This is a genomic window from Serratia bockelmannii, from assembly GCF_008011855.1.
GTDB classification, from domain to species: domain Bacteria; phylum Pseudomonadota; class Gammaproteobacteria; order Enterobacterales; family Enterobacteriaceae; genus Serratia; species Serratia bockelmannii.
Genome location: NZ_VOUX01000002.1, coordinates 216,143 through 241,654 on the forward strand (window position 1 = coordinate 216,143; position 25,512 = coordinate 241,654).

Here is a 25,512-nt window from a genome sequence, read left to right on the forward strand (position 1 = left end):
GAAGAACATCACAAAATAACGCGATATCGTTCACAAATTCGCTAAAGAAGCGGCTGAAGATCGCGGGTGCGACAAACACCCACGTTGCTTAGAGTATAGGCGGAGTCCCGCGATCGGTCGCGCCGTCGCGGGCTCCGTGAAGGCTTACAGCGCCAGGAAGAAACCGGCGATGGTGGCGCTCATCAGGTTGGACAGCGTGCCCGCCGCCACGGCTTTCAGACCGAAGCGCGCGATGTCATGGCGACGGTTGGGCGCCATGCTGCCCAAACCGCCCAGCAGGATCGCCACCGAGGAGAGGTTGGCAAAGCCGCACAGCGCAAAGGAGATGATCGCCTTGGTGTGCGTTGACAGCACCTGCAGGCCTTCTGCCGCCACCACATCGTCCGGGCGCAGATAGGCGCCGAAGTTCATGTAGGCGACAAACTCGTTGACGATGATCTTCTGGCCGATAAACGAACCGGCGGTCATCGCTTCACTCCACGGCACGCCGATCAGGAAGGCGATCGGTGAGAACACCCAACCGAGGATCAGTTCGAGCGACAGCTGCGGGTAATCGAACCAGCCGCCGATGCCGCCGAGAATGCCGTTGAGCAAGGCGATCAGCGCGATAAACGCCAGCAGCATCGCACCGACGTTCAGCGCCAGCTGCATGCCGGAGGCCGCGCCGGAAGCCGCCGCGTCGATCACGTTGGCCGGACGCTCTTCTTCGGCGATCAGCTTCATCGCATCGTCTTTATCGTGGGTCTGCTCGGTTTCCGGCACCATCAGCTTGGCGAACAGCAGCCCGCCCGGCGCGGCCATGAAGGACGCGGCGATCAGGTATTCCAACGGTACGCCCATCTGCGCGTACCCCGCCAACACCGAACCGGCCACCGAGGCCAGGCCGCCGCACATCACGGCGAACAGTTCTGACTGGCTCATGGTGGCGATATACGGGCGCACCACCAGCGGCGCTTCGGTCTGGCCGACGAAAATGTTGGCGGTCGCCGACAGCGATTCGGTGCGCGAGGTGCCCAGCAGCTTGTGCAGGCCGCCGCCCAGCACACGGATCACCAACTGCATGATGCCGAGGTAGTACAGCACCGCAATCAGCGAGGAGAAGAACACGATCACCGGTAGAACGCGCAGCGCGAACACGAAGCCGCCGCCGCCGAACACTTCGAACATCTTGTCGGACACCAGCCCGCCGAAGATGAACGAAATGCCCTGATTGCCGTAGGCGATAACGTTTGCCACGCCGTTAGACATACTGCCGAGGATGCTGCGGCCCAGCGGCACGTAGAGCACCAGCGCGCCGATGCCGATCTGAATGATGAACGCCCACACGACGGTGCGCAATTTGATGGCCCGGCGGTTGCTGGAGAGCAGCACCGCAATGGCGATCAGCACCGCCATGCCGACCAGACTCATGATGAGTTGCATGCAAAGTTTCCCTGTTGCAAAAAATAAAGTACATCCCTGCTCATGAAGAGAGGTCTGCTATTGGAGTGTTTCGGGGGGGGATTATACTGAGCGAGGTCACCCTCGCACCGATTTATGTCACAAATGTATACAACGAGACGCAAATGAAAATCTTATAACGTGATACAAGTCACGTTATGTTGACTTCAATTTGGCATGGCGAACAGCGTTTGGGTATTGCGTTGCAGGTGGGCGGCGATCTCGTCGGCCGACTCCGGCCGCAGTTCACACAGCGTCTGAAACACCTCGGCGGCGCGTTCGGGGCGATTCGGTTGCCCTTGATAGCCGGCCAGCGGCATGTCCGGCGCATCGGTCTCCAGCAGCAGCGCCTCTAGCGGCAGCTGCGCCATCACGGCACGCGTTTTCTGCGCCCGCTCATAAGTGATGGTGCCGCCCACGCCGATGTAATAGCCGAGGCGAATAAACGCCTGCGCCTGCGACAGGCTACCAGCAAAGCCGTGCACCACACCGCGACGCGGCAGCTGCATGCGCCGCAGCGCGGCGGCCAACTGATCGTGGGTGCGGCGCGAATGCAGGATCACCGGAAGGTCATACTGTTTCGCCAGCTTCAACTGGGCCAGCAGCAGGCTTTGCTGCCGCTCGAACTGTGGGTTGTCCATATACAGATCGAGCCCGATCTCCCCCACCGCCACCAGCTTGTGCGGCCGTTCGGCCAACAGCATCGCCAGCTGTTCCAGCTGCGGCTCATGATGCTGCGCGATATATAGCGGGTGCAGACCCAGCGCGGCGAACAGCGGCGCATGCTCCTGCGCCAGCCGCAACACCCGCGCGAAGCGATCGGCAGTGACCGTCGGGACGATGATGCGCTGCACGCCGGCGCTTGCCGCCCGCGCCAGGCTCTCGACTTCATGCCCGGTAAAGGGCGGGAAATCGAAATGGCAGTGGGTATCGGTAAAGGCGTAACTCACAGCGCCCCCCCTTCACCCGGCGGCAGATCGCCCGGCAGGATGATTTTCGGCGCCGCTACTGCCGCCTCCGGCTGCGCCGCCCGCTCGGTGGGCATGGCGATGTCGGTCACGATCGGCGAAGGCATTCTGACGTTCTCCGGCTGGATCAGGCGGCGCGACAACGCTTTTCGCACCTTGATGCCGTCGGGCTCCGGCTGTGCCATCCACTGGCCGACGGTGGCCAGAAAGTAGCGGCCACAGCGGCGCCCCAGGTGATAATCCTGATTGAGCGCTCCCAATCGGCTGCCCAGCGCATTGCTGGCCAGCGGCTTCGGCGGGAAGATCTCGAAGATGCGCAGCTTGCCCGGCGGCTTTTCGATAAAGCGCTGGATGCGGTGATAGCTTTGCTCGTGATGCTGCAGGATGCGCACCATCTGCTGCAGGCTGCTGTCGCTCAGCCAATGCTCCATGCGCTTCATCCACTGCGGGGTGTAGTACATCTGCGAAGGCACGGTGCGGATCACCACGATAGTGTCGGCGCCGCGGCGATAGGCCTCTTCCACCGGGATCGCATCACTGATGCCGCCGTCCTGATAGCTGACGCCGTCCAGCTCCACGCCCTGGCGATAGAAGCCGGGAATGGCGCTGGATGCCTTGATGGCCGGCAGCCAGCGTTCGCGCTGCGCAGGCAGATAGGTCGGCTCGAAATCGTCGCTGCGGCAGGCGCACAGTAAGAATTCGCGCCCGTCGGTAAAATGCTGTTCCGCCACGTCCATCGCCAGCGGCATCTGCGCCGCCGCCGTATCAACCAGCCAATCGAGATCGATCAGATGCCCGCCACGCACGAAGCGCAGCGGATTGAAGAACTGTGCCGAAGTGGTGTAACGGGTGATCACCCGGCGCGCGTAGCCCATCTGCCCGCAGATATAGGCAGACAGATTCTGAGCGCCGGCCGATGTGCCGATCAGCAGATCGAAAGGGTTAAAGCCCGCGCGCTGAAACTCGTCCAGCACGCCGGCGGTGAAAATGCCGCGCTGGCCGCCGCCTTCGCAGACCAGCGCCATTTTGCCTGGCCGAAAGGGTTTAGACGCCAGCGGTTCTATATTGCCGAGCGTGATGGGTATTCTGTATCCCAACTTGGCATCCTCAGTGAGACGTTTTCTCCGAGGATACCGCGTCTCGCTCTCTTCCGTAATCCTCTTGCAGTACGCCGGCGAGGAAATCGTTGCTGCCGGCCAGCCAGGCGCAATCGCTGCCGGACCATTCGGCCCACGCCTGCCATACCTGGCCTTTCAGCTGTTTCCAGCGCCCGACGATGATGTCGCTGTTCATGTCCGGCCCTCCCCGACGTGAGAAAAGGAGTTAAGCTTTGTTACAGTTTACGGGAAAATGCCGGCCGGCTAAGGGCGCCGGCGGCCGGTGAACAGGCTGACCAGGAACAGGATGATGCCGACGACGAACACGATTTTAGCCGCCCAGGCGGCGGTGCCCGCCAGCGAACCGAACCCCAGTGCCGCAGCGATAAGCGCGATAACTAAAAAGATAATGCCCCAACGAAACATAAGCTTCTCCTTACCATTGTGAAAAAATTCGCTGCCGTCTACCGCCCCGACAACGGGACATCGACGGCAAATCAGTTTCTTTTTTTGGTGGTACACGTCGGGCCGCCTTGACGGCCCGACAGATGCGGCTTGTTGTTACTTGTTACGGGCGCCTGGCGGGATTACTGCTTAACCACCAGGTCGTTTTTCACGCTTTTCACGCCATCGATAGCCTTGGCGATGCTTTCGGCACGCTCAGACTGCGCCTGCGTTTTCACTTCACCGGAAAGCTGCACCACGCCATCGGTGGTTTCCACTTTCACATTGCGCGACGGCACGATGTCATCGGCCAGCAGCTTGGCTTTCAGCTCACTGGTGGTGGCGGTGTCGCCGGCATACGATTTGATCGATTGATTGGCTTCATCTTTCACGTGCAGCTTGTCGCTAACGGTTTTGACGCCTTCCACCTTGCCGGCAACCGCAACTGCATGCTCCGCCTGCGCCTGGCTGCCGACAAACCCGCTCAGGATCACGGTCCCTTTTTCGGTTTTCACCGAAATGTCAGTGCTTTTGATGGTCTTATCGTCCACCAACGCACTTTTAACTTTAGCCGTTATCGCGCTGTCATCCATGTAACCGTCAACTTTTTTCATGGAGCTATCGATTTTGGCACCGGCACTGTCCGCGGCGTTAGACGCCTTGTTGAGCAGACTGTCTTCGGCTAGCGCAGTGCCGCTCACCAAAGCAGAACCCAAAACAACAGCCATCAGCGAGTGTGCAAATTTGGTCTTTTTCATCGATCTCTTCCTTTTGTTGGGGGCCCGCAGCGCCAGAGTGCCGGAACCCTTCAGCCACCTTCACGCGGCCTCTCGGTAAATACTTCATCATCGCTATACGATTAAGCGTTCACGATAGGAATATTGCAACAGCCGTGCCAACTCAATAAACACCTTTAAAATCAAGCAAAAGAAGCGTTGAGCCGGATTTTTAATCAAAAAACTGTCGCCTATTGACGACAGACTAAGTGACACGAAACGGTAAAATAGTCATCTCATTGATATTTAAGGAAACAGACTGTCTCCTATCGGCAACACATCAGAATAACTCACCAAACAATCAGCGTATTGCAGTGATTTACTCTCAAGCAATGTGCGGACATCTCGTTAAAGATAGACCATGCGGCGGAAAACGCAGGCCAATCGCGTCTCGCCTTGGCGATGTCGATTCGCAGGATAAAATATGAGGAAGTTTTATTAATTAGCGGAGTGAGAATACGGGGAGCTGGCAGGGCGCACCGGGCGCCCTGCAGAGTTATCAGTGTTCGCGGGTTTTGCGGAAGGTCACGTCAGGATAGCGTTCCTGCGTCAGGTTGAGGTTCACCATGGTCGGCGCGATGTAGGACAGGTTGTCCCCACCGTCCAGCGCCAGGTTGATCTCGTTCTTGCGCTTGAACTCTTCGAACTTCTTCACGTCGTCGCACTCGACCCAGCGTGCCGTCGACACGTTGACCGACTCATACAGCGCTTCCACGTTGTACTCGCTCTTCAAACGCGCCACGACCACGTCGAACTGCAGCACGCCGACCGCACCGACGATCAGATCGTTGTTGGCGATCGGGCGGAACACCTGCACCGCGCCCTCTTCGGACAGCTGCACCAACCCCTTCAACAGCTGTTTCTGCTTCAGCGGATCGCGCAGGCGAATGCGGCGGAACAGTTCCGGCGCGAAGTTCGGGATGCCGGTGAACTTCATGTCTTCGCCCTGGGTGAAGGTATCGCCGATCTGAATGGTACCGTGGTTGTGCAGACCGATGATGTCGCCCGGGTAGGCTTCTTCCACGTGCGAACGGTCACCGGCCATAAAGGTCAGCGCGTCGGAGATCACCACGTCTTTGCCGGTGCGCACCTGGCGCAGCTTCATGCCTTTCTCGTAACGGCCGGACACCACGCGCATAAAGGCCACGCGGTCGCGGTGCTTCGGATCCATGTTGGCCTGGATCTTGAACACGAAACCGGTGAATTTCTCTTCCGCCGCCGTTACTTCACGGGTGTCGGTTTTACGCGGCATCGGCGCCGGCGCCCAGGCCACCAGGCCGTCCAGCATATGATCCACGCCGAAGTTGCCGAGTGCGGTACCGAAGAACACCGGCGTCAGCTCGCCGCTCAGGAAGGCCTCCTGATCGAACTCGTGGGAAGCGCCCTGCACCAGTTCCAACTCATCGCGCAGCTGCGCCGCCAGATCTTCGCCCACGGCGATATCCAGTTCCGGGTTGTTCAGGCCTTTGACGATGCGCACTTCCTGAATGGTGTGGCCTTTACCGGTCTGGTACAGGTAGGTTTCATCCTTGTACAGGTGGTAAACGCCTTTGAACAGCTTGCCGCAGCCGATCGGCCAGGTGATAGGCGAACAGGCGATTTTCAGTTCGCGCTCGACTTCGTCCATCACTTCCATCGGATCGCGGATGTCGCGGTCCAACTTGTTCATGAAGGTCAGGATCGGCGTGTCGCGCAGACGGGTGACTTCCATCAGCTTGCGGGTGCGATCCTCAACGCCCTTGGCGGCGTCGATCACCATCAGACAGCAGTCCACGGCGGTCAGGGTGCGATACGTATCTTCGGAGAAGTCTTCGTGCCCCGGGGTATCCAGCAGGTTGACCAGGCTGTCGCGATACGGGAACTGCATCACCGAGGTGGTGATCGAGATCCCACGCTGCTTTTCCATTTCCATCCAGTCGGATTTGGCGTGCTGGCTGGAGCCGCGGCCTTTTACCGTACCGGCGGTCTGGATCGCCTGTCCGAACAGCAGCACTTTTTCGGTAATGGTGGTTTTACCGGCATCGGGGTGCGAGATGATGGCGAAAGTTCTTCTTTTGGAGACTTCGCGGGCAAATTCACTAGGAGACATGGTTTTCAGGTTCTACGGTTAGTCCGCCCTGCGACATCATCAGAACGCGCCGATCGCGGCGCCGGGCAAAGCGGTGAATAAAAGATAACAGCCGGGCATTTTCGCCGATTTGCCAACCGGTGACAATCAATGGATCCGATTTCCCGCTAACGCAGGCGGAAATCGGGAGACAAAGCGGCCCAATGCCGGCGCAATACCGATTTGTGATCGTCCGCCATCGGCAGCTCTTCCAATAAGGCCGGCCACAAATTTCGCGCCTTGTCGATGGCATCCACCAGGTGCACCCGTATCGCAGACCAGGGAATATCGACCCGCTCAGCCCAGCGTTCGAAGGTTTGCATTGAGATCCTATCCCAGCGCTTTTCCTTCGCCATATTGAGCGCAGCCTCAGACTCACCAGGAATATAAGCCAACGTAGTGACGATGTCATAAGCGGGAGAAAGCCGAATATCAGTCTGGTTTGGATAGAACATGGACCAATTTTTTACGTGCGCATCGCCATTGGCGAGCAAAATATTCGCCAACAGACGGCGCGCCATTTGCTGCACATCCGCTAAAGATTCACTGCCATACTCATAGAGATAAGCCGCTATTTGATCGTAATTTTTGCCGCGGTATTTATCGTGCGCGTAAATCTCGAATATCTGGGCAAAATCTTCTGCATGCACTCGCCCGCTTTCGCTGCGGTCAAAACGACGGGTGGCATAAGCATAGGGTTCATCCGCCAAGCGAATATCAGGCAAGTGTTCAAGTCGTGTCAGTTCAACCAGCTCAATATCAGGAATATCCACGCCGATGGCTTGCGCCAAACGCATTGCCGTATATTCATTTTCAGGGAGATGACGATGAACCGTTGAAGGCGTTTTAATGATCCAGCTATCAGCGCCCACCTGAGAAGAAATGTTGAAGCGGCCCTCTTTGCGCACAGAGGAAAATTTCATTTGTACCCCTGCCAGAGAAAACTTTTGCGCCTCCATCCCAACATCAATTTGCACGGCTTCCAACTCGCCGCGCGACCTTAACGCCCAGGCGGGTATGTCACTGGCAGCCAACGGCCGTGCTTCAAGCGCTCCCGGCAAGTTTCCACCGGCCCAGGCAATTAAAGGAAACTCCTCATTCACATGGGCTTTCAACGACTGTGCCACCCAAGCGCGCAGTGCGCCTTCGGGTAACAAGTTGGACAAAACGGGCGGCAGACGCTGCGATGACTGTAAAACTTGCTCAAGATACCCCGCGTGCGCCTTCTGCCTGAGCGTAAACAAAGGACGAACACGCTCCGGCAAAGCGAGGTAGTGTGGATCAAACGTCAGGATGTTTCTGCCGCCGCTGTAATGCGCCAGCACGCCAACACGCACGCCATGCAATATCAAGGCTAATGCCTGTACCGATTCAACCTGTCGCAGCCCTTTCATCAGCTAGTCCTCGAGATCTTTCAGTTTTTTTTCAAAATCCTGCGGCTTACCGACTTCCGGTGCGCTACTCACTTCCTGTTGCAGCAGGCACTCCACATCACGGGCAGACTTTTTTGGCACGATGACATATTCCAAATTCATCGCCGCCAATATTCGTAGCAACGTGCTTACCCGCAGATCGCTCCCCGCTTCAATACGCTGATATTGCTGTTGGGTCATGCCAATCTTCATTAAAAAGTCTTTTTGACTCCAACCCAACTCACTGCGTTTTTCTTTCAGCAACGCTGATATTTCGGATAGTTTTCTCATCCGCGCCTCCAAACAACGCATTGATTGTCTCACCAGCAATAAACAACAAACTAGTTGTCGAGACAGTGAAAAACAACTTTTTTGATGTAAATTAATGAAGAAACAACTTTTTAGTTGTAAAAGGGAATGCAAACAATAAACAGGATGTTTTAGATTACCCCAGCGGCAGCGCCATCACGATCGCGTCTTCGCGGCCGTGGGCGCTCGGGTAATAATTGCGGCGCACGGTGACCTCGTTGAAACCGAGATCTTCATACAGCGCGATCGCCGCCTGGTTGGAAGCACGCACCTCCAGCCACAGCGTAACCACGCCGCGGCTCTCCAGCTGTTCGATCACCGCGTTGAGCAGCAGGCGGCCAAAGCCCCGGCGCTGATACTGCGGATGGATGGCGATGTTGAACAGCGTGGCTTCGTCCAGCACGATCTGCGTGATGGCGAACCCCGCCATCGCCCCGTCGGCGCTCAGCTTCAGGTTAAGGTAGCGATCGCCCTGATTGCTGGCGAAGGTGGTTTCCGTCCAGGGAAAAGCGTGGCTGGCTTGCTCAATGGTGAAGGCCGTGGCCAGATCGGCCGCCGTCAGGGTAGAAATCGTGTTCATGATGACAAATCTGCTGCCAGAGGGCGCGTTTGGCCCCCGCGTCTTGGGAAAGCTCGGCCAGCGCCGGGCTGTGTAGCTGCGCGCCGGCGACCGCGAGCGGTTCCGCCACGCCCAGCCGCCAACTGTTGCATGCGGTCTCTTCAGGCAGCATCGCCGCCTGTTCCGGCGTCAGGCTGTAAGTTTGCGCCGGCGTCAGCCCCAGGCTGTGCAGCACGTCGCAAAACAGCGGATCGTCGGGTGCGGGCAGCGTCTGCGCCACCACCAGCAGGCGAGCCTCGGGCGGCAGACTGACCGCCACTTCGCCCTGCAACACGCTCGGGCGGCGCAATGTCCACTGCGTAATACCCAGTTGTTGTAACAGCCAGTCGCGTTTTGATGCCATGCCGATTCCTACCCGTTGTGGTGCGCCATGCCTGCCATGCGCCGCGCTATGCTAACAAACCCGCGCAGCCCGCGCCAACAAACCCGTCGAACATATCGCCACAAAGCTCTATAATCCCCGGTCTCATTTCCAGGAGCCAATATCTGATGTCTGCATTAACCCCCGCCAGTGAAGTCATGCTGCGCCACAGTGATGAATTTATCGAACGCCGCGTGCTGTTTGCCGGCGACCTGCAGGACAGCCTGCCGGCCCAATTCGAGGCCGCGGACGTGCGCGTCCACACTCAGCAATACCATCACTGGCAGTTACTGAACCGGACGATGGGCGATAACGTGCAGTTCGGTTTGACCGTCGATCCCGCTTTCGTCGCCGACTGCGACACGCTGGTTTACTACTGGCCGAAGAGCAAGCAGGAAGCGCAATTCCAGCTGTGCAACCTCCTGGCGCTGCTGCCGGTGGGCGCGGACGTGTTCGTGGTCGGTGAAAACCGCAGCGGCGTGCGCAGCGCCGAGCCAACGCTGGAAGGCCACGTCACGCTGGTGAAAATCGACAGTGCGCGCCGCTGCGGCCTGTATCATGGCCGCCTGGACGCGCAGACCGAGTTCGACCTGAACGACTGGTGGGACAGCTATCAGCTGCACGATCTGGAAGTGAAAACGCTGCCGGGCGTGTTCAGCCGCGACGGTCTGGACGTCGGCAGCTCGCTGCTGCTGTCGACGCTGGAAAAACACATGAAAGGCAAGGTGCTGGACATCGGCTGCGGCGCCGGCGTCATGGCCTCGGTAATGTCCAAGCTGTCGCCGAAGGTGAAACTGACCCTCAGCGACGTCAACGCCGCCGCGGTGGAATCCAGCCGCGCAACGCTGGCCGCCAACGGCATCGAAGGCGAAGTGATCGTCAGCAACGTTTACTCCGACATCACCGGCCGTTTCGACATGATCATCTCCAACCCGCCGTTCCACGACGGGCTGCAGACCAGCCTGACCGCTGCTGAAACCCTGATCCGCGGCGCGGTGAAGCACCTGCCGATCGGCGGCAGGCTGCGCATCGTCGCCAACGCCTTCCTGCCGTACCCGGACATTCTGGACGCCACCTTCGGCAGCCATGAAGTGCTGGCGCAGAACGGCCGCTTCAAGGTGTATCAGGCCACCGTCGGCCGCCCGCCGCGCGCGCCGAAGAAGAAATAATTCGCCGTTGGCGGAAAACGACAGAGCGCGGCCTGAGGCCGCGCTTTTTTTTAGCCGTTGATATAGGTCATCGACTCGGCGCCGTAGCGTTCGCCGGCCGCCGCACTCAGTGGGAACACCGCGTCGATCGCCGCCAGTTCAGCCGCGCTCAGCGTTATCTCCGCCGCCGCGACGTTCTCTTCCAGGTAGCGACGGCGTTTGGTGCCGGGGATCGGCACGATGTGCTCGCCCTGCGCCAACACCCAGGCCAGCGCCAGCTGCGAAGGTTTGACGCCTTTCTGCGCCGCCAGCTCGCCCACCTTCTCCACCAGCGCCAGGTTGCGGGCGAAGTTTTCCCCCTGGAAACGCGGGTTGCCTCGGCGGAAATCGTCCTCGGCCAGATCCTCCGGCCGCCGGATAGCGCCGGTGAGGAAACCGCGCCCTAACGGGCTGTAAGGCACAAAGCCGATGCCCAGGCGCTCACAGGCCGCCAGCACGCCCTGCTCGGCGTCGCGCGTCCACAGTGAATACTCGGTCTGCAGCGCCGTGATCGGATGTACCTTGTGCGCCCGCTCCAGCGTGGCCACCGACGCCTCACTCAGGCCGATGTGGCGGATCTTGCCTTCGCGGATCAGATCCGCCATCGTGCCGACGACGTCTTCGATCGGCACTTGCGGATCGACCCGGTGCTGATAATAAAGATCGATCTCCTCCACGCCCAAGCGCCGCAGGCTGCCCTCGACGGAGCGCCGGATATACTCGGGGCGGCTGCTGACGCCGCGCGCCGAAGGATCCGCCGGATCGCGCAGGATGCCGAACTTGGTGGCCAGGAACACCTGTTGCCGTTTGCCTTTGATCGCTTCCCCCACCAGCGCTTCGTTGGTGTGCGGGCCATACATGTCGGCGGTGTCGAGCAGCGTGACGCCCAGCTCCAGCGCCCGGTGCAGCGTGGCGATGGCTTCTTGCCGATCGGCGCCGGTGGAGTAGAAGTCGCTCATGCCCATGCATCCCAGCCCCAGGGCGGAGACGACGGGACCGTGGGAACCCAGTTTACGTTGTTGCATTGTGCTGCCCTCATGCGGTGAATGGATAACGCAGCAAAGTCTGGTTGTTTACACTACAAAGATAAATAATGCAGATTGCACATCACTGTTCAAAAATCACCAACAATCCGGAGTGGACATGGATCAGGTTCAAGCCATGCGCATTTTTACCCGCATCGTCGAACTGGGCAGCTTCAGCCGGGCGGCCGAACGCCTGCAGCTGCCGCGCGCCACGGTCAGCAACGCGTTAAAACGGCTGGAGCAGCGGCTGGGCGTTCGCCTGCTGATCCGCACCACCCGCCAGGTACAGGTGACCAGCGAAGGCAGCCTCTACTATCAACGCTGCGTGCAGTTGCTGGGGGCACTGGAGGAGGCGGACACGCTGTTCAGTCACCATAAGCTGCAGCCGTCCGGCAAGGTGCGCATCGATATGCCCCATTCGCTGGCGCGCCAGATCGTCATTCCGGCGTTGGACGACTTTTACCAGCGTTATCCCGACATCACCCTGGCGCTGGGTGCCAACGACACCCACGTCGATCTGTTGCGCGAAGGCGTTGACTGCGTGCTGCGCGCCTGGGAAACCGAAGACGACAGCCTGGTGGCGCGGCGCATCGCCCAGTTGCCACAGATCACCTGCGCTTCCCCCGCTTACCTGCAGGCCTGCGGCACGCCGCTCGACATCGATAGCCTGGCGCCGCACCGCGCGGTGGGATATTTTTCGCTGGCCAGCAACCGCGATTACCCGCTAGAGTTCTGCCGCGGCGGCAAGCTGGAACTACGCGAACTCCCCGCCCGGCTGAGCGTCAGCGGCGCCGACGCCTATATCGCCGGCGCGCGAGCCGGTATGGGATTGATACAGGCGGCGCGCTATTCGCTTGCCCCCTGGCTGGAACAGGGCGAACTGGTGGAAGTATTGACGGAAACGCCGCCCCCGCCGATGCCGATTTACATCATGTATCCGCCTGGCCGTTTCCTGGCGCCACGGGTCAGGGTGTTGATTGATTGGCTGATTTGGCTGTTTGACCAGCAGAAAAGCGGCGATATGGCTGTTTTTCCAGCAAACGCCCGCAAAGCGGGGAAATAACTGTTGACGTGCCCGCCAAAATCTCTAGAATTCGCCTCCGTGGTAACGTTACTCCGGTAATGTTTCTGGTACGCGAAGGTGGCGGAATTGGTAGACGCGCTAGCTTCAGGTGTTAGTGTCCTTACGGACGTGAGGGTTCAAGTCCCTCTCTTCGCACCAAATAACCACATGATTTATATTGCACTCAGCATCGATGCGAAGGTGGCGGAATTGGTAGACGCGCTAGCTTCAGGTGTTAGTGTTCTTACGGACGTGAGGGTTCAAGTCCCTCTCTTCGCACCACGCTGGCGACGTAATATAAATCAAAGCAACAACATCGACTGTGCGAAGGTGGCGGAATTGGTAGACGCGCTAGCTTCAGGTGTTAGTGTCCTTACGGACGTGAGGGTTCAAGTCCCTCTCTTCGCACCAATTGATGTTCTCTCCGGTAGTCTCCCCGAAAAAATACCAACGCATTGATGAACAACACGCTTAAGCGTGGTTTTACCGTTTCCAGCGTTTACGCGAAGCTGAAGTTTAGGCTGACAGCCGCCAGGCCGCCCGCCAGCGCCATACAGGAAGGCAGCAGCAGATAGTGGCGCAGCCGGCTGTTGAACAGCATCACCAGCGTGGCCAACATCGCTATCACGATCAGGGTGCGCAACTGCAGCATATCCAGGTTGATCAGGGCCAACAGCGGCATCAACGCACAAGGCAGCAAAACGCCCCAGGCGCTGGCCAGGCGATCGCCGAGGCACCAACTGACGCCCCACAGTCCGCACGCGGCAATCATGGCAGTGAGCATGACAACCCTCCTCAAGTGATAATGATAACCAATATCATATAACACTTTTTTGGCCGCCGCATCATTTTCACTGCGCTGACCAAACTCAGATGACACCAGCAGGAAAAAATGATAATTTGACATAAGAAAATTCCTAGTCCTGTTTGCATGATAATAATCACAATCCTCAACCATGCAATTCAAGTGGATATTCGCGCCAAGGGAATGCTTCTCAACCTTAATTATTCGACAGAACGACTTTGCAAAGAGTGACCTCCGTATGAACGCCCGTTCTTATCAGGAATTACTGAACAGCAAGCAGCGCCTGGCATTATTTCTTTTTCTGATAATGAATGCCGCCTCTTCCGTATTTACATTATTGTTCCCTTTTAGGGATACGCCCGCATTTACCCTACCTTTATTATGTATACCGCTATTTTGTCTGGTAGCAGCGCTATTTTCTCTGCAAACGCCACGTAAATATTTGTGCAAACTCAACCTGTTCTCCAGCGTGCTTGGCCTGCTGTGGGCCGCACATATTTACGTTAAAAGTCAATATTGCTTGCCGAATAACCAAGATTTTTTATTAATTAGTTTGTTCAGCATCTTTTTTATCAGCGCTATTTCTCTGACGGATAACTTTACCGCCTTTTGTTTACACGCCGTGCCTTCCGCAATGGTGATCCTGGCTTTAGACGGCATGCATAATACCCTGCGGATATTATTCACCACGCTATTACCTATTATCGCTTTCTCCATTCATCACCTGATGTTGAAACGCAGTGAAATCTTTACCCACGCGCTGGTGGCCAACCTGTATAACGAGCGGGACAAATTCAATAATTTGAGCATGCTCGATCCCCTGACCGGCCTTTATAACCGGCGTGGCCTGGAAAATAAGATCACTATGCTGCTGGAACCGCAAACCGGCCGCCACTACGTGCTGCTGCTGGATATCGACCACTTCAAGGTCTACAACGACAGCTACGGCCACGCCATGGGCGACCGGGCGCTGGTGCAGGTAGCGGTCGCCATTCGCGATGCGGTGCGTTCGCGCGACATCGTGGTGCGTTACGGCGGGGAAGAGTTTTTGGTGCTGCTGACCAACGTGCACGAAGGCTACGCGGCGCAACTGGCCGAACGGGTGCGCCAGCGGGTGGCGGAGCTGAACATCCCGCACGGCGCCAGTCCGCAGCACAGCGGCACGCTGACGCTCAGCGCCGGCATCTCCGCGCTGGAAAAACTGGACATCGAATCGGCGATAGGCGCAGCCGACGCCGCGCTCTATCTGGCGAAGCACAGCGGCCGCAACAATATTCAGCTGGCGCAAAACGTCGAGCCCGCCGCCGTTCACCCTTAAGCCGCCGCCGTAACGGCGCGGCGGCTGACATCAACACTTATACGGCTATACGGCGGTGGAACGCAGCCCGTTCAGCAACAGGTTCAAACTGACCAAGGCTTGTTCCAGCCCCACGTCTTTTTCCGGATGATGGGCGACCCACAGCGCGGCATCCATCAGTCCGCCGTTGATTAAATGCGCCAGCGATTCCGGCTCGGCGACGGCGATGCGCCGCTGCGCCATCAAGGCCTGCAATGCGCCCGTCATCCAGCTGATGCACGCCAGCTTGCTGGCCCGCAGATATTCAGCTCCCAGCACCGAAGGTGAATCACGCAACAGAATGCGTTGCGCTTGCGGCTCCGTCATCATGATCAGATAACCGCGGCAACGCGCCGCAAACGCCTCCCAGTCATCCGCAGTACTCGCGGTTATGTCAGCCAGATGCGCATCCATCTCCGCGTCTATCGCCTGCACCACCGCCAGGAACAACCCCTTTTTATCGCCAAAATGGTGATAGAGCGCGCCGCGCGTCAGGCCGGCCTGGGCGGTGAGATCATCCATCACCGTCTCGGCATACCCCACGCTGCCAAACTGCCGGCGGGCCGCCGCCACCAGCTTTTGTCGGGTTTCTTCAATCATTTCGGTGCGCGCTTTACGTGCCATGGGTCCACTCCGCCTCATTATTGATGACGTTATAATTGACATACGCCATGTATGTCAATTAACGTAACATACGTGGCGTATGTCAATGATGGACATTGAGCGAATACCGAGCCGCCAACATTCCGGAGCCCTTTCCATGGCAAATCCTTATTTCAAACTGTTCAACGCCCCGGGCAGCAAGGCGTTTTCCTCTGCCGGGCTAATCGCGCGCCTGCCGGTCTCGATGACCGGTATCGGCATCATCACCATGCTCTCGCAGGTACGCGGGTCCTATTGGTTGGCGGGCGCGGTGGCAGCGACGTTCGCCTTTTCCATGGCGCTGCTTGCGCCGCAAATCGCGCGCGCGGCGGATCGTCACGGCCAAAGCCGCGTGTTGCCGTATGCCACCGGGATCAGCGCGATCGCCCTGCTGCTGCTGTTGTTCTGCACCCACTATCGGGCACCGGACTGGACTCTGTTTGTCTTCGCCGCGCTCGCGGGCGGCATGCCCAGCATCTCCGCGATGGTCAGGGCCCGCTGGAGCGAAATTTATCGCGGCACGCCACAGCTGCACACGGCATTTTCATTCGAGTCCGTATTGGACGAGGTGGCCTTTATCGTCGGCCCACCGATCGCCGTGGGGCTTAGCGTTTCACTCTTCCCAGAGGCCGGCCCTCTGGTGGCCGCGCTGCTTCTGGTAGCGGGCGTTGCGGCATTCGCCGCGCAAAAAAGCACCCAGCCCCCGGTTTACGCCCACAATAACCAGCGGCAGCGCGCCATCCTGACCATGCCGTCGATGCAGATCCTGGTGCTGGCGCTGATCGCCCTCGGCACCATCGTCGGCACCGTGGACGTCATCAGCGTGGCCTTCGCCGAGCAGCAAGGGCAGCCGGCCGCCGCCAGCATCGTACTGTCGGTTTACGCGTTCGGCTCCTGCCTGGCCGGGCTGATTTTCGGCGCAATGAAGATCCCCGTCCCCTTGCCTCGTCTGTTCTTATACGCGGCGTTCGCCACCGCTTTCACCACCTTGCCGCTGCTGTGGGTGCACAATGTCTTAACGCTGGCGGCGTCGATGTTTGTCGCCGGATTGTTTTTTGCGCCGACCATGATCGTTGCCATGGGGCTGGTTGAAAACATCGTGCCGCCCTCCCGGCTGACGGAAGGATTGACCTGGATGGTCACCGGCCTGGGGATAGGCGTGGCACTCGGCGCCGCATTGGCGGGCCTGGCGATCGACGCTGCGGGGATAACGGCCGGCTTTGGCGTCACGCTCACGGCCGGCCTGGTCGTACTGCTGGTGGCGGCCGGCGGCTACCGCTTAATGCAGCGAACGCTGGCCTTGAAAGCGGCGTGAATCGCCCGCGCTAAGCGGTTTCCCAAATCGCCTTGCCCTGCCAGCGCCGTTCGATCGCCGTCAGAAACAGTTTCACCTTGGGGGAGAGATGGCGCCGGCTGGGATAGACGGCGCAGATCGGCGGCCCCGGGCGACAATAGCGCTCCAGCACCGGCACCAGCGTGCCGGCCGCAATCTGCTCGCCGACCAGAAACGCCCCCACTTGGCACAGGCCGGCCCCGGCGACGGCCGCATCCCGCAAGGCCTCGACGTTGTTGAAACGCATCCGGCCGCGCACCGGCTGTTCGTGCAGTTGGCCGTTGACCAAATAGCGCCAGGGCGCCGGCAGCCCCTGATGGCTGAAGACCAGCGTCTCGTGATCGCCCAACGCCTCCGGTTTCGCAGGCGTGCCGTAGCGCGCCAGATAGTCCGGCGCCGCGCAGGTGATTAGGCGATGCGGCGCGAGCACTCGCCGCACCAGCCGGCTGTCGTCGCTGCCGCCGACCCGGATAGCTACGTCGATGCCGTCGCGCACCAGATCGCTGTACTCATCGGAGAAGCTGACGTCGGCGTCCACCTCCGGCCACTGTGCCAAAAACTCCCGTAAAATCGGCAGGATATGCAACCGCCCCAGCGAGACCGGCAGATCCAACCGCAGCCGCCCGCGCGGGGTTTGCCGCCGCGTATTGAGCGCCGTTTCCGCCTCTTCGGCCTGCGACAGGATGCGCTGCGCATACTCGTAAAACACCGCGCCGTCTTCGGTCAGGCTGACGCTGCGCGTGGTGCGCTGCAGCAGCCGGGTCGCCAATCGCTCCTCCAATCGGTTCACGCATTTGCCCGCCGCCGATCGGGAGATGCCCAGCCTCTCGGCCGCCAGCGTGAAGCTGCAGGCGTCGGCGACGCGGATGAACACCAGCAGGTCAGTCAGGTTATCTAACGGCATAGACGGTAAATTAGCCACGATTTGTCCCCAATGTTGCGCATTCAGGCCAGTTTATCAGTCATTTTGGCGCGGATACACTGAGGTTCTTCATCTGTTGGGAGAGTCATTATGAGTGCCTTACATGCCGTCGGCGGCGCAAAACCCTGGCTGGCGACCTTCGCCATCGGCCTGGCCACCTTCACCGTCGTTACCGCAGAAATGCTGCCCGTCGGGCTGCTGACCCCGATCGTCAGCACCCTGAACGCGACGATCGGCCGCGCCGGATTGCTGATTTCCCTGCCGGCCCTGTTCGCCGCGCTGTTCGCCCCGCTGATGGTGCTGGGCGCCCGGCGCACGGACCGCCGCAGCCTGTTGGTGGGCTTTCTGCTTTTGCTGATCGCCGCCAACCTGCTGGCCGCCTCCGCCACCTCCATGGCGCTGCTGCTCGCCGCACGCATCCTGCTGGGCTTTTGCATCGGCGGTATCTGGGCCATCGCCGGCGGGTTGGCAGAACGCCTGGTGCCGCCGGCCTCCGTTGGGTTGGCGCTGTCCGTCATCTTCGGCGGCGTAGCGGCGGCCTCGGTGTTCGGCGTGCCGCTCGGAGTGTTCCTCGGCGAAGCGCTGGGCTGGCGCATGGCGTTTCTGGCGGTCGCCGTCCTGGCGGCGCTGACCCTGCTCCTACTGGTGTGCGTGCTGCCGCCGCTGCCGGTCACGCAGGCGATAAGCTGGCGGTCGTTCACCGCGCAGCGCGCGAATCGCCGACTGTTGACCGGGCTGCTGCTGACGTTTCTGCTGGTCGCCGGCCACTTTATGGCTTACACCTTTGTCCGCCCGCTGCTGCAGACGGTCGCCGGCATCGAGAGCCGCTGGGTGGGGCCGCTGCTGTTCGCCTACGGCGTCGCCGGTATCGCCGGGAATTTCATCGCCGGCCAGGCCGCCGCCAAACGGCTGCACCGCACCCTGGCGCTGATCGCCCTCGGGCTGGCGCTCGCCGTCCTGCTGCTGCCGCTGCTGGGCCACGCGCCGCTGAACGGCAGTGCCTTCCTCCTGCTGTGGGGCATCGCCTACGGCGGCGTTTCCGTTTCACTGATGGCATGGATGCTCAAGGCGGCCCCCGACGCGGTCGAGGTCGCCTCTTCGCTGTATATCGCGCTGTTTAATCTGGCGATTTCCTGCGGTTCACTGGCGGGCGGACTGGTGGTGGATGCCGGAGGCTTGACGATAAACGGCGTGCTGTCCGGCATGGTGCTGCTGCTGGCGTTGGCGATCCTGATGCGAACCCGCCCGCAGGCGCTGACAACGGCGGCGAAGGCCGATTCGCCGCCGGGTTGAATCAGGCGCGGCGCTGCCGCAGGCCGTAAACCAGCACCACCGCGAAACACAGCAGCGGCAGCAGATAAGAGAGCGCGGTACTGTAACGGTCGGCCAGCGCCCCCATAAAGTACGGCATGATGGCGCCGCCGACGATCGCCATGATCATAAAGGAGCTGGCGCGCTTGGTGTGTTTACCCAGGTTTTTCACCCCCAGGGCGAAAATGGTCGGGAACATGATCGACATAAAGAAGAACACCGCGATCAGCGCCACCACCGACACGCCATCGACGCTCAGCATCACCACGCCGCACAGCGCGATGTTGATCAGCGCATAGGCCGCCAGCAGCGTCGCCGGTTTGACTCGCCCCATCAGCCAAGTGCTGAAGAAGCGCCCGACCATAAAGCAGATCATGGCGATCGACAGCAGGTAAGAGGCGCTCTGGTTAGACACCTCGCGCCAGTGCTCGGTGGCATAGTTGATGAAAAACGCCCCGACGCCCACCTGCGCCGCCACGTAGAAGAACTGTGTGATAACCCCGCCGACGAAATGCGGATGCTGCCACAATCCCTGCGCTATCACGCCATGCACCGGTTTTTCCTCCTCGCGGATCGCCGGCAGCCGGGTGCGGCTGAACAACAGCGCGATCAGCAGCACCAGCACGGCGATCGCCACATAGGTCATCTTCACCGCGCTCTGATCGCCGTCGCCGGCGGACTGGCTGGCGGAGAAGAACAGCGTGCCGCCGATCAGCGGGCCGATAAACTGCCCGAGGCCGTTGAACGACTGGGCCAGGTTGAGCCGCCGTTCGGCACCCTGCGCATCGCCCAGCACCGTGGCGTACGGGTTGGCCGCCGTTTCCAGGCAGCCCAGGCCGCTGGCGATAACGAACAGCGCGAACAGGAATACGCCGAAGCTGTTGGCCGACGCCGCCGGCACGAACAGCAGCGCCCCCAGCGCATACAGGCACAGCCCGACCAGAATGCCCGCCTTATAGCCCTTGCGATCCATAAAGTACCCGGCGGGCAGCGCCACCAGGAAATAGGCGCCGAAATAGGCCGCCTGCAGCAGCCCCGACTGCGCCTTGGTGACGTGCAACGTCTCCTGAAAATGTTTGTTTAATACGTCCAGCAGGCCATAGGACAGCCCCCACATGAAGAACAGGCTGGTGACCAGGATAAAGGCCCAGCGCAGATTGGCGGTCACGGGGACGCCCGGCTGCGCGGAGGCCGCACTTTTTTCAGCAAGCATGGTGATACCCTCGTATCGTCTGGCGATGATGATGTTGGCGTTATTGCTGTTGCAGAGAGAAAATCCGCGCCATTTCCACCCATTTTTCGCCCTGCGGCGTCCAGGGGGTGGCGGCCTGGTAGTGCCACATCAGCGCTTCCCATCGCTGTACTTCGGGGTTGTTCAGGCTGGCGGCGTCAAAACGCGCGGCGTCGAAATCGGCGCTGACCTCCACGATCATGAACAGCCGGGTGCCCAACCGGTAAATTTCCATGTCCAGAATGCCGTGCTCGCGCAAATGCGCGGCGATGCCCGGCCAGATGCGCTGATGATGCTGCTGGTACTCCGCAATCAGCGCCGGTGAGTCAATCAGATCGAGCGCCTGGCAGAAACGGCGCCGCCCTGCCGCCGCGCCGCTCACGTCAGCGCCCGATCGAGATGCAGGTAGCCGCCGTCCACCGATAGCCACTGCCCGGTGGTATGCGATGACCGCGACGACAGCAAAAACGCCACGGTATCGGCGATCTCCTGCGGCGTGGTCATGCGCTGCCCGAGCGGAATGCGCGCGGTGATTTTCTCCATCTGCCGCTGCGGCTCGGCGAAGGTGTTGAGCCAGCGCTGGTACTGCGGGGTGATCACCTCCGCCGGCACCACCGCGTTCACCCGCACCCCGTCATGGCGCAGCGATACCGCCCATTCGCGCGTCAGCGCCAGCACTGCGCCCTTGGCGGCGGTGTAGCCGCTGGTGCCCCCCTGCCCGCTGAGCGCGGTCTTGGAGGCGATGTTGACGATGGCGCCCCGGCTCTCCTGCAGCGCCGCCTGGCACAGGTGCGCCATCAGGTAGTAGTGCACCAAGTTCTTCTCCAGCGAGCCGACGAACGCTTCACGCCCCGCCTCCAGCCCGACGCCGTCATTGACCCCGGCGTTGTTCACCAGTCCGTCGATGCGGCCGAAGGTCGCCAGCGTCTGGCTGACCGCCCGGCGGCAGGCCGCCTCGTCGCACAATTCGGTGAGGATCACCTCGGTGCGCGGCTGCAGCCGCTGCAAATCGGCCAGCAGCGCCGCCTCCGGCGCGGCGTTGGTGACCAGCACCGGGCTCGCCCCCTCCTCGGCCAGCACATGAGCAATCGCCGCGCCGATGCCGGCACCGCCGCCGGTGACCAGCACCACCTTATCTTGCAGATACAGATCCATAACCAGACTCCGTTAAACCGTAAATTCGCCAGGCGGTGCCGCCCCAAATCGCCGCCTGCTCGGCGGCCCCCAGCGTCGACAGCGCCCGTTCGCACAGTTGCACCACCTGGCGGTAGTCGCCGGCCAGCAGGCACACCGGCCAGTCGGAGCCGAACATCAGCCGCTCCGGGCCGAACGCCTCCAGCGCGGCGTCGAAGAACGGCAGCAGTTCTTCCGCCCGCCACCGGCCGCCCGGCGCCTCGGTGATCAGCCCCGATAGCTTGCAGACCACGTGCGGCAGCGCCGCCAGCGGCCGGATTTGCTGCGCCCAGTGCCGCGCGCCGCGCGCGATGTCCGGCTTGCCGAGGTGATCCAGCACCAGCCAGTGTTCGTCATGGCGGGCGGCGAACGCCGCCGCTGCCGCCAGATGCCGGTGCGTCACCAGGATCTCGTACACATACCCGGCGCGCTGCAGCGTTTGCATGCCGCGTTCCACCTCGGGCCGCGCCAGCCAGGCCGCCGGATCTGCTTCGTCCTGCACCTGATGACGCACCCCGCGCAGCGCGCTGTAAGGCCGCAAGGCCTCCAGACGCTGCGCCAGCTGCGGCGCGGCGATGTCCAGCCAGCCCACTACGCCGCATATGCCTTCGCTCTGCTCAGCCAGCGCCAGCAGGGCCAGCGTCTCGTCCTCGCTGGGGCGCGCCTGCACCGCCAGCGCGCCGTCGAAACCGTGTTCCTGCAACAGCGGCCGCAGCCGGGGCGGATCGAAATCCTGCCGCAGCACGCGCATCCGCTCGTCGATCCACGGGTAGTGCCGTGGGTGATAGCGCCAGTAGTGCTGATGCGCGTCGATGCGCGGCATGCGATCCTCCCGCCTCACCCGCGGAACCGATACTGCTCGATCGACGACGGATGCATCTCGATCGAATAGCCGGGACGGCTCGGCGGCATGTAGGCCGCGCCGTTGATCACGCAGGGATCGACAAAGTGTTCATGCAAATGATCGACGTACTCGATCACCCGGCCTTCGTGGGTGCCGGCGATGCACAGGTAGTCGATCATCGACAGGTGCTGCACGTACTCGCACAGCCCGACGCCACCAGCGTGCGGGCAGACCGGCAGCTGGTATTTGGCCGCCATCAGCATCACCGCCAGCACTTCGTTGACGCCGCCGAGACGGCAGGCGTCGATCTGCACCACGTCTACCGCGCCACGCATGATGAACTGCTTGAACATGATGCGGTTCTGACACATCTCACCGGTGGCCACCTTGACCGGCGCCACCCCTTCGCGGATGCGGCGATGCCCTTCCACGTCGTCCGGGCTGGTCGGCTCTTCGATAAACCAGGGTTTGGCGAACGCCAGATGCTTCACCCACGGAATGGCTTCGTCCACTTCCCACACCTGGTTGGCGTCGATCATCAGCCGGCGATCCGGGCCGATCACCTCGCGGGCGATGCGCACCCGGCGGATGTCGTCTTCCAGATCGCGCCCGACCTTCAGCTTCAGGTAGGAGAAACCGGCGTCGACCGCTTCCTGGCACAGGCGGCGCAGCTTGTCGTCCGGGTAGCCCAGCCAGCCGGCGGAGGTGGTGTAACAGGGATACCCCTCCTGCAGCAGCCGCTCCAGGCGCCGCTCTTTGCCCTCGGCCCGCTGTTTCAGCAGCGCCAGCGCCTCCTGCGGCGTGATGCAGTCGGTGATGTAACGGAAGTCGATGCAGCGCACCAGTTCCTCCGGCGTCATCTCCGCCACCAGCCGCCACACCGGCTTGCCGACCGATTTGGCCCACAGATCCCACACCGCGTTGACCACCGCGCCGGTCGCCAGGTGAATGGCACCTTTGTCCGGCCCGATCCAGCGCAGCTGGCTATCGCTGGTGAAGCGCCGCCAGAAGGCGCCCATATCGGCGGCGATCGTCTCCAGCCGCTCACCGACGATCTGATGCTCCAGCGCGCGGATCGCCGCGCAGCAGATCTCGTTGCCGCGGCCGATGGTGAACGTCAGTCCGTGGCCGCTGAGATCCGCGCGATCGGTCTCCAGGATCACGTAGGCGGCGGAATAGTCGGGATCCGGATTCATGGCGTCGGATCCGTCCAGCCCCAGCGACGTGGGGAAACGAATGTCTTCAACCCGCAGTGCGGTAATGGTGGTCATGGCGGCGCTCCCGGTTAAGCCTGTACGGTTTGCTGGCGCTGTTCGCCCAGCCCTTCAATGCCCAGACGCATCGTCTGGCCCGCCCGCAGGTAGATGGGCTGCGGTTTCTGCCCCATGCCGACGCCCGGCGGCGTGCCGGTGGAGATCACGTCGCCCGGCTGCAGGCTCATAAAGCGGCTGAGGTAACTGACGATCTGTGGAATGCGGAAGATCATGGTGCTGGTGTTGCCGTCCTGATAGCGCTTGCCGTCCACCTCCAGCCACAGGTTCAGGCTGTGTGGATCGGCGATTTCGTCGGCGGTCACCAGCCAGGGGCCGATCGGCCCAAAGGTGTCGCAGCCTTTGCCCTTGTCCCAAGTGCCGCCGCGCTCAATTTGATACTCGCGTTCTGAGACGTCGTTGATCACGCAATAACCGGCGACGTGGCGCATCGCGTCCGCTTCGCTGATGTAGCGCCCGCCCAGGCCGATCACCACGCCCAGCTCCACTTCCCAGTCGGTTTTCTGCGAGCCGCGCGGGATCTCCACCCGGTCGTAGGGGCCGACCACCGCGCTGGTCCATTTGTTGAACACCACCGGTTCCTCAGGAATGGCCGCACCGGTCTCCGCCGCGTGATCGGCGTAATTCAGGCCGATGCAGATGAACTTGCCGATGCCGCCGACGCAGGCGCCGAGACGCGGCTGCCCCTCGACCAGCGGCAATGCGGCGCTGTCCAGCGCACGCAGTTTGGCGAGCGACGCCGGCAATAACGCGGCGCCCCCCACGTCGGCAATATGCTGCGACAGATCGCGCAGGCGGCCCTGCGCATCCAACATGCCGGGGCGCTCTTGCCCAGGTTGCCCGTAACGTAAAAGTTTCATGCCTTCCTCTCTCAAAAATGGCGGCTCAGTTGCTCCAGCCGCCGTCGATGATCTGCACTGTGCCGGTGGTGTACGAACTGGCGTCGGAGGCCAGATACAGCGCCAATTGGGCGATTTCCTCGGTGGTGCCGATGCGCCCGATCGGCTGACGGGCGACGAACGCCTGATACACCTCTTGCTCGCTGCGCCCCTGTTCGCGCGCCTGCTCGGCGATGCGCTGGCGCAGCGACGGCGATTCCACCGTGCCGGGGCAAATGGCGTTGCAGCGGATGCCCTGGGTGACGTAATCCGCCGCCACCGAGCGCGTTAGGCCGATCACCGCCGCCTTGCTGGCGCTGTAGGCGAAGCGGTTCGGCACCCCTTTCACGCTCGAGGCCACCGAAGACATGTTGATGATCGAGCCTTTGCCGCGCGCCAACATGCCCGGCAGGAAGGCGCGGATCATGCGGAACATCGCGGTGACGTTGAGATCGAGCGCGAACGCCCACTGATCTTCGCTGCAGTCGAGGATCGATCCGCTGTGCACCACGCCAGCGCAGTTGAACAGCACGTCGATCGGGCCGATCGCTTCCGCCGCCGCCGCGATGGCGGCCGGATCGGTGACGTTCAGCGTCAGCGCGCGGATCCCGGCGGAGCCCTGCAGGCGCTCGAGGTTGATGTCGCTGGCGATCACTTCAGCGCCGGCGGCGGCGAACAGCCTGGCGGTGGTGAATCCGATCCCTTGCCCGGCGGCGGTGATCAGTACGCGTTTCCCGGTTAAATCCATCTTGACTCCTCGGCCTAAAGGTCTAATGGTCAGGCCACTAAAGGCGGTTAAAGGTCAGGCCTCTAACATGACAAAAGACGCTTTACGCGTTATCGTTGGGGGAAGAAGTTAATAAAAACAGCCTTGAAACCGCATTTCAATTAACCATTTTTTTACACTTGAATAACGATTACTCAAGCGCCTTATCGCATAATTGTGCGCCAAATCACT

27 protein-coding genes and 3 tRNA genes are annotated in these 25,512 nt (G+C 61.0%); 8 read left to right on the forward strand and 22 right to left on the reverse strand.

Going from position 1 to position 25,512, the window contains the following annotated elements; all coding sequences use genetic code 11:
- Positions 1 to 144: 144 nt before the first annotated feature.
- The 11 genes from FOT55_RS03075 to FOT55_RS03125 all read right to left on the reverse strand — a co-directional run bounded on the left by FOT55_RS03075 (position 145) and on the right by FOT55_RS03125 (position 9,515).
- Positions 145 to 1,422 carry a NupC/NupG family nucleoside CNT transporter gene (locus FOT55_RS03075; protein ID WP_038630188.1) on the reverse strand — a complete coding sequence of 426 codons (1,278 nt, stop codon included), beginning with the start codon at positions 1,420 to 1,422 and terminating at the stop codon, positions 145 to 147.
- 185 nt (positions 1,423 to 1,607) lie between these two features.
- Positions 1,608 to 2,390: a TatD family hydrolase gene (locus FOT55_RS03080; protein WP_147823071.1), complete on the reverse strand. Its 783-nt coding sequence runs from the start codon at positions 2,388 to 2,390 to the stop codon at positions 1,608 to 1,610.
- A complete protein-coding gene (locus FOT55_RS03085) occupies positions 2,387 to 3,505 on the reverse strand; it encodes a patatin-like phospholipase family protein (RefSeq protein ID WP_025305211.1) in 1,119 nt (372 codons plus the stop codon). Before FOT55_RS03085 ends, FOT55_RS03080 begins: the two co-directional genes overlap by 4 nt.
- Positions 3,506 to 3,515: 10 nt before the next feature.
- Positions 3,516 to 3,701: a CsbD family protein gene (locus FOT55_RS03090; protein ID WP_025305210.1), complete on the reverse strand. Its 186-nt coding sequence runs from the start codon at positions 3,699 to 3,701 to the stop codon at positions 3,516 to 3,518.
- Positions 3,702 to 3,769: 68 nt separating this feature from the next.
- Entirely contained in the window at positions 3,770 to 3,931 is a 162-nt protein-coding gene (locus tag FOT55_RS03095) for a DUF1328 domain-containing protein (RefSeq protein WP_004857650.1), read from the reverse strand.
- Between the two features lie 161 nt (positions 3,932 to 4,092).
- A complete protein-coding gene (gene osmY, locus FOT55_RS03100) occupies positions 4,093 to 4,707 on the reverse strand; it encodes a molecular chaperone OsmY (protein WP_025305209.1) in 615 nt (204 codons plus the stop codon).
- Positions 4,708 to 5,224: 517 nt separating this feature from the next.
- Complete coding sequence (gene prfC, locus FOT55_RS03105) at positions 5,225 to 6,814, reverse strand: peptide chain release factor 3 (RefSeq protein ID WP_025305208.1); 1,590 nt, start codon at positions 6,812 to 6,814, stop codon at positions 5,225 to 5,227.
- Positions 6,815 to 6,960: 146 nt separating this feature from the next.
- The gene (locus tag FOT55_RS03110) at positions 6,961 to 8,226 is read right to left on the reverse strand and encodes a type II toxin-antitoxin system HipA family toxin (protein WP_043136059.1); all 1,266 of its coding nucleotides are present in this window, start codon (positions 8,224 to 8,226) and stop codon (positions 6,961 to 6,963) included.
- A 3-nt stretch (positions 8,227 to 8,229) separates the two neighbouring features.
- Positions 8,230 to 8,535 carry a helix-turn-helix domain-containing protein gene (locus tag FOT55_RS03115; protein ID WP_060434177.1) on the reverse strand — a complete coding sequence of 102 codons (306 nt, stop codon included), beginning with the start codon at positions 8,533 to 8,535 and terminating at the stop codon, positions 8,230 to 8,232.
- 154 nt (positions 8,536 to 8,689) lie between these two features.
- Positions 8,690 to 9,133 carry a ribosomal protein S18-alanine N-acetyltransferase gene (rimI, locus tag FOT55_RS03120; protein WP_049294806.1) on the reverse strand — a complete coding sequence of 148 codons (444 nt, stop codon included), beginning with the start codon at positions 9,131 to 9,133 and terminating at the stop codon, positions 8,690 to 8,692.
- Positions 9,078 to 9,515: a DNA polymerase III subunit psi gene (locus FOT55_RS03125; protein ID WP_060434175.1), complete on the reverse strand. Its 438-nt coding sequence runs from the start codon at positions 9,513 to 9,515 to the stop codon at positions 9,078 to 9,080. Before FOT55_RS03125 ends, rimI begins: the two co-directional genes overlap by 56 nt.
- A 146-nt stretch (positions 9,516 to 9,661) precedes the next feature.
- Between FOT55_RS03125 and rsmC the strand changes: the two genes are divergently transcribed.
- A complete protein-coding gene (rsmC, locus tag FOT55_RS03130) occupies positions 9,662 to 10,702 on the forward strand; it encodes a 16S rRNA (guanine(1207)-N(2))-methyltransferase RsmC (protein WP_025305205.1) in 1,041 nt (346 codons plus the stop codon).
- 50 nt (positions 10,703 to 10,752) lie between these two features.
- Here the strand turns inward: rsmC and FOT55_RS03135 are convergent, their stop codons facing one another.
- The gene (locus FOT55_RS03135; RefSeq protein WP_025305204.1) at positions 10,753 to 11,745 is read right to left on the reverse strand and encodes an aldo/keto reductase; all 993 of its coding nucleotides are present in this window, start codon (positions 11,743 to 11,745) and stop codon (positions 10,753 to 10,755) included.
- Between the two features lie 118 nt (positions 11,746 to 11,863).
- On the opposite strand from FOT55_RS03135, the gene FOT55_RS03140 reads away from it, so the two are divergent.
- The 4 genes from FOT55_RS03140 to FOT55_RS03155 all read left to right on the forward strand — a co-directional run bounded on the left by FOT55_RS03140 (position 11,864) and on the right by FOT55_RS03155 (position 13,219).
- The gene (locus tag FOT55_RS03140) at positions 11,864 to 12,808 is read left to right on the forward strand and encodes a LysR family transcriptional regulator (protein WP_147823072.1); all 945 of its coding nucleotides are present in this window, start codon (positions 11,864 to 11,866) and stop codon (positions 12,806 to 12,808) included.
- Between the two features lie 72 nt (positions 12,809 to 12,880).
- Positions 12,881 to 12,967: transfer RNA gene (locus tag FOT55_RS03145), tRNA-Leu, on the forward strand.
- Positions 12,968 to 13,003: 36 nt separating this feature from the next.
- Positions 13,004 to 13,090: transfer RNA gene (locus FOT55_RS03150), tRNA-Leu, on the forward strand.
- Between the two features lie 42 nt (positions 13,091 to 13,132).
- Positions 13,133 to 13,219, forward strand: a tRNA-Leu gene (locus FOT55_RS03155).
- Positions 13,220 to 13,307: 88 nt separating this feature from the next.
- On the opposite strand, the gene FOT55_RS03160 is transcribed toward FOT55_RS03155, so the two are convergent.
- Complete coding sequence (locus tag FOT55_RS03160) at positions 13,308 to 13,592, reverse strand: DUF1435 domain-containing protein (RefSeq protein WP_049204639.1); 285 nt, start codon at positions 13,590 to 13,592, stop codon at positions 13,308 to 13,310.
- Positions 13,593 to 13,851: 259 nt separating this feature from the next.
- Between FOT55_RS03160 and FOT55_RS03165 the strand changes: the two genes are divergently transcribed.
- Positions 13,852 to 14,931 carry a GGDEF domain-containing protein gene (locus FOT55_RS03165; RefSeq protein ID WP_025305202.1) on the forward strand — a complete coding sequence of 360 codons (1,080 nt, stop codon included), beginning with the start codon at positions 13,852 to 13,854 and terminating at the stop codon, positions 14,929 to 14,931.
- A 45-nt stretch (positions 14,932 to 14,976) separates the two neighbouring features.
- Here the strand turns inward: FOT55_RS03165 and FOT55_RS03170 are convergent, their stop codons facing one another.
- Entirely contained in the window at positions 14,977 to 15,573 is a 597-nt protein-coding gene (locus tag FOT55_RS03170; RefSeq protein WP_016929176.1) for a TetR/AcrR family transcriptional regulator, read from the reverse strand.
- 136 nt (positions 15,574 to 15,709) lie between these two features.
- Here FOT55_RS03170 and FOT55_RS03175 point away from each other — a divergent pair, with 136 nt between their 5' ends.
- Positions 15,710 to 16,906 (forward strand): MFS transporter, encoded by a 1,197-nt coding sequence (locus tag FOT55_RS03175; protein WP_025305200.1) that lies wholly within the window; start codon positions 15,710 to 15,712, stop codon positions 16,904 to 16,906.
- Positions 16,907 to 16,916: 10 nt separating this feature from the next.
- Here FOT55_RS03175 and FOT55_RS03180 read toward each other — a convergent pair whose 3' ends face one another.
- Positions 16,917 to 17,828 carry a LysR family transcriptional regulator gene (locus FOT55_RS03180; protein WP_060448188.1) on the reverse strand — a complete coding sequence of 304 codons (912 nt, stop codon included), beginning with the start codon at positions 17,826 to 17,828 and terminating at the stop codon, positions 16,917 to 16,919.
- Positions 17,829 to 17,936: 108 nt separating this feature from the next.
- Between FOT55_RS03180 and FOT55_RS03185 the strand changes: the two genes are divergently transcribed.
- A complete protein-coding gene (locus FOT55_RS03185; RefSeq protein WP_147823073.1) occupies positions 17,937 to 19,139 on the forward strand; it encodes an MFS transporter in 1,203 nt (400 codons plus the stop codon).
- Between the two features lies 1 nt (position 19,140).
- Here FOT55_RS03185 and fucP read toward each other — a convergent pair whose 3' ends face one another.
- Genes fucP through FOT55_RS03220 form a run of 7 tightly spaced genes read right to left on the reverse strand, consistent with a single transcriptional unit; the run spans position 19,141 to position 25,302 of the window.
- On the reverse strand, positions 19,141 to 20,370 hold the full coding sequence (fucP, locus tag FOT55_RS03190; RefSeq protein ID WP_147823074.1) for an L-fucose:H+ symporter permease: 1,230 nt from the start codon (positions 20,368 to 20,370) through the stop codon (positions 19,141 to 19,143).
- 40 nt (positions 20,371 to 20,410) lie between these two features.
- Entirely contained in the window at positions 20,411 to 20,770 is a 360-nt protein-coding gene (locus tag FOT55_RS03195; RefSeq protein WP_015376547.1) for an L-rhamnose mutarotase, read from the reverse strand.
- Positions 20,767 to 21,543 carry an L-fucose dehydrogenase gene (locus tag FOT55_RS03200; RefSeq protein ID WP_147823075.1) on the reverse strand — a complete coding sequence of 259 codons (777 nt, stop codon included), beginning with the start codon at positions 21,541 to 21,543 and terminating at the stop codon, positions 20,767 to 20,769. Before FOT55_RS03200 ends, FOT55_RS03195 begins: the two co-directional genes overlap by 4 nt.
- Positions 21,521 to 22,384: an amidohydrolase family protein gene (locus FOT55_RS03205; RefSeq protein ID WP_147823076.1), complete on the reverse strand. Its 864-nt coding sequence runs from the start codon at positions 22,382 to 22,384 to the stop codon at positions 21,521 to 21,523. The genes FOT55_RS03200 and FOT55_RS03205 overlap by 23 nt, the downstream gene beginning before the upstream one ends.
- A 14-nt stretch (positions 22,385 to 22,398) precedes the next feature.
- On the reverse strand, positions 22,399 to 23,676 hold the full coding sequence (locus FOT55_RS03210) for an L-fuconate dehydratase (protein ID WP_025305193.1): 1,278 nt from the start codon (positions 23,674 to 23,676) through the stop codon (positions 22,399 to 22,401).
- Positions 23,677 to 23,690: 14 nt separating this feature from the next.
- A complete protein-coding gene (locus tag FOT55_RS03215; protein ID WP_147823077.1) occupies positions 23,691 to 24,536 on the reverse strand; it encodes a fumarylacetoacetate hydrolase family protein in 846 nt (281 codons plus the stop codon).
- Positions 24,537 to 24,561: 25 nt separating this feature from the next.
- Positions 24,562 to 25,302 carry an SDR family oxidoreductase gene (locus tag FOT55_RS03220; protein WP_043136107.1) on the reverse strand — a complete coding sequence of 247 codons (741 nt, stop codon included), beginning with the start codon at positions 25,300 to 25,302 and terminating at the stop codon, positions 24,562 to 24,564.
- Positions 25,303 to 25,512 lie beyond the last annotated feature (210 nt).